The 9,784-nt window shown below is 70.8% G+C and carries 10 protein-coding genes and 1 pseudogene; 1 reads left to right on the forward strand and 10 read right to left on the reverse strand.

The window, feature by feature from the left end; genetic code table 11:
- A partial coding sequence (locus VE172_RS22810; protein WP_324804308.1) for a chromosome segregation SMC family protein occupies positions 1–1,661 on the reverse strand: 1,661 nt, incomplete at its 3' end.
- 147 nt (positions 1,662–1,808) lie between these two features.
- Positions 1,809–2,003: a hypothetical protein gene (locus VE172_RS22815; protein WP_324804309.1), complete on the reverse strand. Its 195-nt coding sequence runs from the start codon at positions 2,001–2,003 to the stop codon at positions 1,809–1,811.
- Between the two features lie 400 nt (positions 2,004–2,403).
- Between VE172_RS22815 and mutM the strand changes: the two genes are divergently transcribed.
- Positions 2,404–3,243 (forward strand): bifunctional DNA-formamidopyrimidine glycosylase/DNA-(apurinic or apyrimidinic site) lyase, encoded by an 840-nt coding sequence (mutM, locus tag VE172_RS22820; RefSeq protein WP_324804310.1) that lies wholly within the window; start codon positions 2,404–2,406, stop codon positions 3,241–3,243.
- A 4-nt stretch (positions 3,244–3,247) separates the two neighbouring features.
- Here mutM and rnc read toward each other — a convergent pair whose 3' ends face one another.
- From rnc to VE172_RS22860, 8 genes and pseudogenes are all read right to left on the reverse strand, one after another.
- Positions 3,248–3,994: a ribonuclease III gene (rnc, locus tag VE172_RS22825; protein ID WP_324804311.1), complete on the reverse strand. Its 747-nt coding sequence runs from the start codon at positions 3,992–3,994 to the stop codon at positions 3,248–3,250.
- Positions 3,995–4,008: 14 nt separating this feature from the next.
- Entirely contained in the window at positions 4,009–4,182 is a 174-nt protein-coding gene (rpmF, locus tag VE172_RS22830) for a 50S ribosomal protein L32 (protein WP_324804312.1), read from the reverse strand.
- A 62-nt stretch (positions 4,183–4,244) separates the two neighbouring features.
- Positions 4,245–4,796, reverse strand: coding sequence for a YceD family protein (locus VE172_RS22835; protein ID WP_324804313.1), 552 nt, complete (start codon positions 4,794–4,796; stop codon positions 4,245–4,247).
- A gap of 96 nt (positions 4,797–4,892) precedes the next feature.
- Entirely contained in the window at positions 4,893–5,399 is a 507-nt protein-coding gene (locus VE172_RS22840; RefSeq protein WP_324804314.1) for a hypothetical protein, read from the reverse strand.
- Positions 5,400–5,479: 80 nt separating this feature from the next.
- A complete protein-coding gene (gene coaD / locus VE172_RS22845; protein WP_324804315.1) occupies positions 5,480–5,992 on the reverse strand; it encodes a pantetheine-phosphate adenylyltransferase in 513 nt (170 codons plus the stop codon).
- The gene (gene rsmD, locus VE172_RS22850) at positions 5,983–6,549 is read right to left on the reverse strand and encodes a 16S rRNA (guanine(966)-N(2))-methyltransferase RsmD (protein WP_324804316.1); all 567 of its coding nucleotides are present in this window, start codon (positions 6,547–6,549) and stop codon (positions 5,983–5,985) included. Before rsmD ends, coaD begins: the two co-directional genes overlap by 10 nt.
- Positions 6,546–8,708: an ATP-dependent DNA helicase RecG gene (gene recG / locus VE172_RS22855; protein ID WP_324804317.1), complete on the reverse strand. Its 2,163-nt coding sequence runs from the start codon at positions 8,706–8,708 to the stop codon at positions 6,546–6,548. Before recG ends, rsmD begins: the two co-directional genes overlap by 4 nt.
- Positions 8,708–9,784 (reverse strand): annotated as a pseudogene (locus tag VE172_RS22860) (DAK2 domain-containing protein); the annotation flags it as partial. The gene recG and the pseudogene VE172_RS22860, both read right to left, overlap by 1 nt.

A 9,784-nucleotide genomic window follows, 5' to 3' on the forward strand; every position in this document is an offset into this window, starting at 1 on the left:
GCGGCGGCGGCACCGACGGTGTCGGAAACCACGACGGCGTCGGCGAGGCGGCCCAGCGCGGCGGCCAGCGCCGCCTCGTAGCCGGGCTCGACGCTCAGCAGTGCCGCGACGCTGCCCAACAGGCCGGGGATCTTCTCGGACGCGCCCAGCAGCGCGCCCGCGCCGTCCTTGCGGCGCAGGCCCATGGCCAGGGCCTCCTCGCGGGCCTTCCACTGTGTCGCGTCGGTGTGGGCGGCGCGCTCGGCGGCCGCCAACTCCTTGACGCGGGCCTTGGCGTGGTCCAGATCGGCGGTCGCGGCGTTGATCCGCGCGTCCAGGTCGGCGTCGCCGGCGTCGGCGGCCTCGGTGTCGGACTGGGCGCCGGCCAGGGCGTCCTTGGCGGTCTCGGCGCGCTCGCGGGCCTCGGCCAGCGAGGCGGTGATGCGGGCGATCTCCTCGGCGGCGGCCTGGGTGCGGCTGCGGCGGGCGCCGACGTCGCCGGTCAGTTTGGCGAGCTCCTCGCGGCGGGCCGCCACCGCCTTGACGGCCGCGACCAGGGCGTTTTCGGCCTCGGCGAGCTGTTCCTCGGCCTGCTGGCGGGTCTCCACGGCGGTGGCCAGGCGTTCGGCGTCGGTGCCCAGCGCCTCGCGCAGCTCCGTCTCCTGCTCGCGTACCCGCATCGCCTCCTCGCGCAGCTGCGCGGGATCGCGCCCGGGGCGCTCGTCGGCGGTGTCCTCGCTGAGGTAGCGGATCCGCTCGGTGGCCAGCTGCCCGGTGGAGCGCAGCCGCTCCTGCAAGGCCGACAGCCGATACCAGGTCTCCTGGGCGCGGGCCAGGGCGGGCGCGTCGGCCGCCAGGTCCGACTCCAGGGTGGACAGTTGCTCCTGGACCTCGTCGTGGCTGGCCTCGACGCTCTGGCGCCGGGCGCGCGCGGAGTTCTCGTCGGCGACGTCGCGCGACAGCGTGGTGCGCAGCTGCGCCAGGTCGTCGGCCAGCAGCCGCAGCCGGGCGTCGCGCAGGTCGGACTGGATGCCGGCGGCGCGGCGGGCCAGCTCGGCCTGGCGCCCCAACGGTTTCAGCTGGCGGCGCAGCTCCGAGGTGAGGTCGTTGAGCCGGTTGAGGTTGGCCTCCATCGCCTCCAGCTTGCGCAGCGCCTTCTCCTTGCGCTTGCGGTGCTTCAGGACGCCGGCGGCCTCCTCGATGAAGGCGCGGCGGTCCTCGGGGCGGGCGTGGAGGTAGGAGTCGAGCTTGCCCTGCCCGACCAGGACGTGCATCTCGCGGCCGATGCCGGAGTCGGACAGCAGCTCCTGGATGTCGAGCAGGCGGCAGCGGTCGCCGTTGATCTCGTACTCGCCCTCGCCGGAGCGGAACATCCGGCGGGTGATGGAGACCTCGGAGTACTCGATCGGGATGGCGCCGTCGGAGTTGTCGATCGTCAGGGTGACCTCGGCGCGGCCCAGCGGGGCCCGCCCCGTGGTGCCGGCGAAGATGACGTCCTCCATCTTGCCGCCGCGCAGCGCCTTGGCGCCCTGCTCGCCCAGCACCCAGGCGATCGCGTCCACCACATTGGATTTTCCGGAACCGTTGGGCCCCACCACACAGGTGATCCCGGGTTCGAAGCGCAGCGTCGTGGCAGAGGCGAAGGACTTGAAGCCTTTCAGCGTCAGACTCTTCAGGTGCACACGCGCTCCCCGTTTGCTGGCTGGTCACTCAAACAACTGGCAGACTACCCCGCACGCCCGGCGCCGCCGGTCATACCGGCCCCGAACACAACGATGCGCGCCGACCCGTCGTCGTCGGCGCGCGGTATGTGCGTGTAGAGAAGGTAGTTAGGTCAGGACCGGCTCGGATAGCCGGGCGATCTCCTCGGCCGAGGTAACTTCGGCGTTCAACCGATCATTGTCGGCGCGCAACCGGGTCACCTCGAATTCGAGGGTACGTACCTTGGCACGCAGTTTGGTGACCTCGTCGAGCATCCGTCGGTCCGGTGCCTGCCCAACGTGGCCATAGAGGGCCTTCGCCATGGTGTCTCCTTGCGAGCGCGTAGCTGAGGTAACGCTGGAGGCGCACCCCGCAGCTTCGCATGTGGTTAGGTATTTGTCGCCGTGCGGGCCAGGTGCCCGAGGCTTTCATAGTGCGAGGCAACTATTTGGAGTGTCAACACAGCGACACGGCCCAATGTTCGCCTCCCATGTGTCACCGTCCAGCTTTCCAGACGACGACTCGCCGCTGCCAGCGGCCCCGGTCGAAACCCCAGTAGATCACGTGGCTGAAGCATCACGCATGACGTCTAAAGATCTTCCGTTCCGGCCCCTGGCCAGCCACTTTGGCATTCTCTCACGAATAAATGGGAACTTCAATGCCTTCGGCGACCACAATTTACGCACCGAACGGCTGGTCCCAGGCGGGGCGTACGGTCAAGCCATGCCTGAGCTTCCCGAAGTGGAGACGGTTCGCCGTGGAATCGCCGAATGGGCTGGTGGGCGCCGGATCTCCGAGGTCGAGGTGCGGCATCCGCGCAGCGTGCGCCACCACCTCGCCGGCGCCAAGGATTTCGCGCACCGCTTGCGCGGCACCACGATCACCGGCGCCCGGCGGCGCGGCAAGTTCCTGTGGCTGCCGCTGGACTCCGGCGACGCGCTGTTGTGCCACCTGGGAATGTCGGGCCAGCTGCTGGTGCAGCCCACCGCCGCCCCCGACGAGACGCACCTGCGCATCCGGGTGGCCTTCGACGACCCCGACCGCCAGCTGCGGTTCGTGGATCAACGCATCTTCGGCGAGATGCGAATCTGCTACGACGGGGCCGAGACCCCCACCGAGATCGACCACATCGCCGCCGACGTCTACGAGCCCGGCTTCGACGCCGAGGAGTGCGCCGCGGCCATCCGCACCCGCCGCAGCGAGATCAAGCGGGTGCTGTTGGACCAGTCGGTGATCTCCGGCATCGGCAACATCTACGCCGACGAGGCGCTGTGGAAGGCCCGGATGCACGGGCGCGAGTCCGCCTTCGGGATGCCCAGCCAGCGGATCGTGGAGCTGCTGGGGCACGTGCGCGACACCTTCGACGCGGCGCTGCGCGCCGGCGGTACGTCCTTCGATGCCTTGTACGTCAACGTCAACGGCCAGTCCGGCTACTTCGAACGGTCGCTGGCGGCCTACGGGCGCGAACACCTGCCCTGCTCGCGCTGCGACACCCCGATCGCGCGGGAGAAGTTCGCCGGACGGTCCTCGTTCTACTGTCCACGGTGCCAGGAGGCGCCGTAGCGGGTCAGGAGGCGGGGGAATCCTTGCCGAGCCGGGTGCTGATGGCGTTCCAGGCGGCCTCGGCGGCGATCTGCTCGGCCTCCTTCTTGCTGCCGCCGGTGCCCTCGCCGAACTCCTCGCCATCGACCACGGCCCAGGCGGTGAACCGCTTGGCGTGGTCGGGCCCGGTCTCGGAGATCCGGTAGTCGGGCACGCCGAGGCCCGCGCCCGAGGTGAGTTCCTGGAGGCTGGTCTTCCAGTCCAGGGCGGCGCCGCGGCGCGCGGCCACCTCCAGCAGCGGGTCGAACAGCTTGTGCACCACGTCGGCGACGGAATCCATGCCGTGCTTGAGGAAGAGCGCTCCCAAAAGCGCCTCGACGGAGTCGGCGAGGATGGAATTCTTGTCGCGTCCGCCGGAGGACTCCTCGCCCTTGCCCAGCAACAGGTGCGGGCCCACGCCGCCGGGCCCCAGCTTGCGGGCCACCCCGGCCAGCGCGCGCATGTTGACCACGCTGGCGCGCAGCCGGGCGAGCTGACCCTCGGGCAGGTCCGGGAAGTTGCGGTACAGGGTGGCCGTGACGACCAGGCCCAGCACCGCGTCCCCCAGGAATTCCAGGCGCTCGTTGGTGGGCAGGCCACCGCGCTCGTAGGCGTACGACCGGTGGGTCAACGCCAGGCGCAGCAGGTCGGCGTCCAATTCGACGCCGAACGCCGCGCTGAAGTGCGCGACGCTGGCGTCCATGGACGCGGGCTGCTGGGGCTGGTTCGGCATGGCCGGACGCAGTCTCAGACGTCGATGATCTGGCGGCCCTTGTACGTGCCGCAGACGCCGCAGGCGGTGTGCGGCAGGGTCTTGGAACGACACTGCGGACAGGTCGCCAGTGCCGGTGCCGTGGCCTTCCAGTTGGCCCGGCGGCTACGCGTGTTGGCCCGTGACATGCGGCGCTTGGGAACGGCCACCTTCGTACTCCGATACTCTCACCACCGGCGCGGGACGCGGCCCGCCTCCGGCGAGGGTTGACTCACAACAGTTTCTTCAGCGCCGACCAGCGCGGATCCACGATCTCGTGATCGTGGTCGGACGGCAGCGTATCCCAGGGCTCGCCGCACTCGGCACACAGCCCCGGGCAGTCGGCTCGGCACACCGGCGCGCCCGGCATTCCGAACACCAGCGCGTCGCGCACCACCGGCTCGAGGTCGAGCAGGTCGCCTTGCAGCCTCATGACCTCGTCGGCGTCGGTGGTCTCCGCGGTCGTGCTGTCCTCAAAGGCGAACAGCTCGGAGACCTCGACGCTGAGCGTGTCTTCGATCGCCTTCAGGCATCGGACGCATTCTCCGTGAACCGGGGCGGTGACCGTCCCGGTGACGAGGATGCCCTCCGACACCGCTGTCAGGGTCACCCGCACCTCCACGGAAGCCCCCGACGGGATGGCGATCATGTCCCGACCGAGCCGCTCGGCGAATGACGTGGTGTTGGACCACTCCTTCTGGGAGCCTGGCGAGCGCGACAGGGTGCGGGTGTCCGCGACCAGCGGCGCCTTGGGATCCAGTGGAGGTGTCTTGTGCATCGTCATCACTTCATCGTCTCAGCCCGGACAGGCCGACGTTAGAGGTTACCTGGCCGGGACGGGTCGTGTCGAACGGGGAGGCGCGGGCGGTGACGGCCGCCATCAAATCGAAGGCAGGGGCTTGGCGTCTTCCTCCTCGTCGGAGGGGCCGAACGAGCCGATCTCGCGCAGCGCGTGCATCTTGTCGCGGCCGCGCTCCACCCCGGCCAGCGCGCGTTGCAGGAACTGCTCGAAGTTGGCCAGCGTGGTGTCGACGTACTCGTCCACCTCGTCGCGCAGCCGCTGGGCCTCGTTGCGGGCCTCGCCGACGATGCGGTTGCCCTCGCGCTCGGCCGAGACCACCACCTCGTGGGCCGAGACCAGCCGGGCGTGTTCGGCCTCGGCGTCGGCGATGATGCGTTCGGATTCCTTCTGGCCGGCGTCGATGATCTTGTCGCGTTCGGCGAGGATGGCGTCGGCGCGGCGCAGTTCGCCGGGCAGTTCGCCACGCAGCTCCTCCAGCAATCCGATGACCTCGGCACGGTCCACTTTGCAATTACGGGACATCGGGATGGCCTTGGCGGCCTCCACATATGCGACGATGTCCTCGATGCGGTCCAAGGGCCCCACCCGGATACTCCTCACTCCTCGCGTCGAGGCGACCTCGCTTCGACGCCGTCAACAAGTCTGCGCTCGTGTTCTAGTCTGCGCTATGCGTCGCGCAATCGCGCCACGAGCCTGGTCGCAACCGGGCCCGGGACGTGCTCGTCAATGTCTCCGCCCCATTTCGCCACGTCCTTGACCAGACTGGACGACAGGAACGAATACAGCGGATTCGTTGGCATGAAAAGGGTCTCCACGCCGGCCAGGCCGTAGTTCATCTGCGCCATCTGCTGCTCGTAGTCGAAGTCGGACACGGCGCGGACTCCCTTGACGATGACGCCGACCTCGTGTTGGCGACAGAAGTCGACCGTCAGACCTTTGAAGGACGATACCGCTACGTTGGGCAATTCGTCCGTCACCTCGGCCAGCATTTCCATGCGTTCGTCCATGGTGAACAGACCGGGCTTGGAGGGATTGACGAACACCGCCACGTACACCTGCTCATACAGGCGCGCGGCGCGCACGATGATGTCCAGATGGCCGTTGGTCACCGGATCGAAGGATCCCGGGTATAGGGCACGGCGGGCGACGGGGGTGTTGGCGCTTTGCGTCAGGTCCACGAGCCGTGACCGTACCAAAGAACGGTTTCGCCGTAACGTCGACTGCGGACATCTGTGAACTGTTCGGGCCAGTCGACCTCGCCGGAGCGAAACGACCGCTCCACGATGACCAGCGCCTCCGGGTTCAGCCAGCCGCCGGTGACCAGGGCCGACAGGACCTTGCGAAGGTCCGGGTTGGGCAGCGCGTACGGGGGGTCGGCGAACACCAGGTCCGCGGGGGCGGGCGGCGGCCGGTCCAGGGCGCCGGGCAGCGCCCGGGTCACCAGGTGGGCGCGGGTAGCCAGGCCGAGGTCGGAGATGTTGCGGCGCAACACCCGCGCGGTGGCGGGGTGGGACTCGACGAAGACGGCGGAGGCGGCACCGCGCGACAGCGCCTCCAGGCCGAGCGCGCCCGAGCCCGCGTACAGGTCGGCCACGACCGCGCCGTCGACGTCGCCGCCGGCGTCCAGGGAACCGAACAGGGCCTCGCGGACCCGGTCGGAGGTGGGCCGGGTCCGTTCCCCCGGCGGCGTGGCCAGGCGGCGGCCCTTGAGGTCGCCGGCGACGATGCGGGTCAACTCTTCTCCAGATACTCGGCGCGGTCACCGTCCACCAGGGAGGCTATCGCCCGTGCCAGCAGCGGGTGGTTCACCAGGTCGCGGTCGGCGTCGATGAGGGCCGCGGCCTCGGTGCGGGCCTCGGCGATCAGGTCGGCGTCGCGCAGCAGCGACAGCAGCCTGACGTGGGAGCGGGCGCCCGACTGGGCGTCGCCCAGCACGTCGCCCTCGCGGCGCTGCTCCAGGTCGAGCTCGGCCAGCCGGAAGCCGTCCGTCGTGGAGGCGACGGCGGCGAGCCGCTCGGCGGCCGGGCTGGAGCTGTCGGCCTCGCTGACGAGCAGGCACAGCCCCGGCGCGTCGCCGCGGCCCACCCGGCCGCGCAGCTGATGCAGTTGGGACACGCCGAAACGCTCGGCGTCCATGATCACCATCATCGTGGCGTTGGGGACGTTGACGCCGACCTCGATGACGGTGGTGGCCACCAGGACGTCGAGGTCGCCGGCGGCGAAGCGGTTCATGACCGCGTCCTTGTCGGCCGGGGCGAGGCGGCCGTGCAGCACCCCGATGCGCAGCCCCGACAGCGGGCCGTCGGCCAGCCGGGGCGCGACGTCGGTGACGGCCAGGGGCGGGCGCTTGTCGGGGTCGTCGGCGGGCTCGTCGTCGTCGCCGCCGATGCGCGGGCACACCACGTACGCCTGGTGGCCCTTGCCGACCTCCTCGCGCACGCGCTGCCAGGCCCGGTTCACCCAGCGCTCGTCGGTGCCGGGCACCGGGTGGGTGGCGATCGGGGTGCGGCCGGACGGCAGCTGGGTGAGACGGCTGGTCTCCAGGTCGCCGTACACCGTCATCGCGACGGTGCGCGGGATCGGCGTCGCCGTCATCACCAGGACGTGTGGAGGCGCGGAAGCCTTGGCGCGCAACGTGTCGCGCTGTTCCACGCCGAAGCGGTGCTGTTCGTCGACGACGACCATGCCGAGGTCGGCGAAGTCGACGCCCTCGTACAGCAGCGCGTGGGTGCCCACCACGATGCCCGCGGTGCCGTCGGCCAGTGTGGACAACGCGGCGCGGCGCTCGGCCGCCCCGAGCGAGCCGGTCACCAGGGTGACGCGGGTGGCCAGCTCGCCGGAACCGAGCTCCCCCGCGCGGCCCAGCGGTCCGAGCTGTTCGGCGATGGTGCGGTAATGCTGGGAGGCCAGCACCTCGGTGGGCGCCAGCAACACCGCCTGTCCCCCGGAGTCGATCACCTGGAGCATGGCCCGCACCGACACCACCGTCTTGCCCGCGCCCACGTCGCCCTGCAGGAGCCGGTGCATCGGGTGGGCGCCGGACAGGTCGGCGGCGATCTCCTCGCCCACCTCGCGCTGGCCGTCGGTGAGGGGGAAGGGAAGCGCCGCGTCGAACGCCGCGGCCAGGCCGTCGGGCACGCCGGGGCGCGGGATCGCGGGGCTGGAGGCGGCGCGGGCCTTGCGCTGCACGAGCGTCACCTGTAGACCGAACGCCTCGTGCCATTTGAGGCACTTGATCGCGGCGTACAGCGATTCCTTGGACTCGGGGCGGTGGATGGCGGCCAGCGCGGCGGCGTAGTCGACCAGGCCCTGGCGCTGCCGCAGGTCGGCGGGCATCGGGTCGTCGGGGGGTTCCAGGACGTCGAGCGCGACCCGGACACAGCGGGCGATGGTCCAGGTGGGGACCTTGCCGCTGGCGCGGTAGACCGGGATCAGGGCGCCGGCGAACTCCTCGATCATCTCGCTGGCGTCGTCGTCATCGGGGTCGGCCAGCATCCGGAAGTCGGGGCCGTTGAGCTGGCGGCGGCCCCGGAACTCGCTGACCTTGCCGGAGAACAGGCCCCAGCGTCCGGCGCGCAGGTAGCGGGACTGCCACGGCTGGTTGAAGAACGTCAGGGTGAGGGTGCGGCCGTCGTCGTCGGACACCACGACCTCGAGCATGCTGCCGCGCCTCGCCCGCATCGGGCGGGTGGTGACGGCCCGCACCTGCGCCAGGACGGTGGCCTGTTCGCCGATCTCCAGGGAGTCCAGGTCGGTGCGTTCGCCGCGCTGGGCGTAGCGAAAGGGGTAGTGCTGCAACAGATCCCCGACGGTGGTCATGTCGAGGTGGTTGGCCAGCGCGGTGGCGGTCTTGGCGCCGACCACCGAACGCAGCTTCGTGTCCAGTGTGGCCATTACTCGGCCCCGATCCACACCAGGTGGCGGGGCTGGCCGCCGTCGAGCACCTGGACGTCGACCAGGGGCCACTGCCGCGACAGGTGGTCGGCCAGCCGCTCCCGCGACCCCGCGGGCAGATCCGATCCGGCCACAATGGTCACGAGCTCGGCCCCGGTGGAGCACAGTCGGTCGGTCATGGTGCACAGCATCGCATCCAGCTCGCGCCCGATCAGGACGACATCGCTGTCGACCAGGCCCAGGTAGTCGCCGGGTCCGCACTGCCCCACCGAGGTGAGGGCCGCGTGGGCGGCCACGGTGATCTCGGCGTGTCGGCAGGCCCCCGCCGCCTCGGCCATGGCGATGACGTCGTCGTCGAAGCGCCGCGATCCGTCGCGCACCGCCAGGGCGGCCAGCGCCTGCACCGGCGAGCGCACCGGGATCACCGAGACCCGGAACCCGTCCTCGCGGGCCAGGGCGGCGGCGCTCTCGGCGACGGCGTGGTTTCCGTTGTCGGGCAACACGATGACGTCGTCGCGTCCGGTCGAGCGAATCGCGGCCAACATGTCCTCCGTCGAGGGATGACCGGTGCCCACGGCGACGGCGCCCTCGTCGCGCAGGATGCGGGCCATCCCGGTGCCCTCGGCGATCACCACGACTCCACGCTCGGCCCGCACCGGGGGCTCGGCGGAACGGTTGTCGCCGGTGGCGTAGGCGATCTGGTCGGCGAAGCGGGTCACCGACAGCCGCGACGGCCGCCCGGCCTCGATGCCCGCCTCGATCGCGGCGCCCACGTCGTTGACGTGGACGTGGACGTTCCAGGTGCGGACCGCGTCGTCGTGCGGCGATCCCGCCGCTCCCACGATCACCAGCGAGTCCCCCAGCCCGGACAGGACGGTGCGCAGGGTGTCGATGGTGTCGGGCTCGGCGTCGAGCAGGTACTGCACCTCGTAGGCGAAGTCCAGGGAGCCCGATTCCCGGGGCACCGTGACGTCGGCGTGCAGCCGGGCGGAGCGCTTGGCGGTGCTGGCGGCCCGCAGCGCCGCGTCGGCGGCGCGCCCGGTGACCACCTCGGCCAGGGCGTCGAGCATCAGGGC

Source organism: Stackebrandtia sp., assembly GCF_035643755.1.
Classification (GTDB): domain Bacteria; phylum Actinomycetota; class Actinomycetes; order Mycobacteriales; family Micromonosporaceae; genus Stackebrandtia.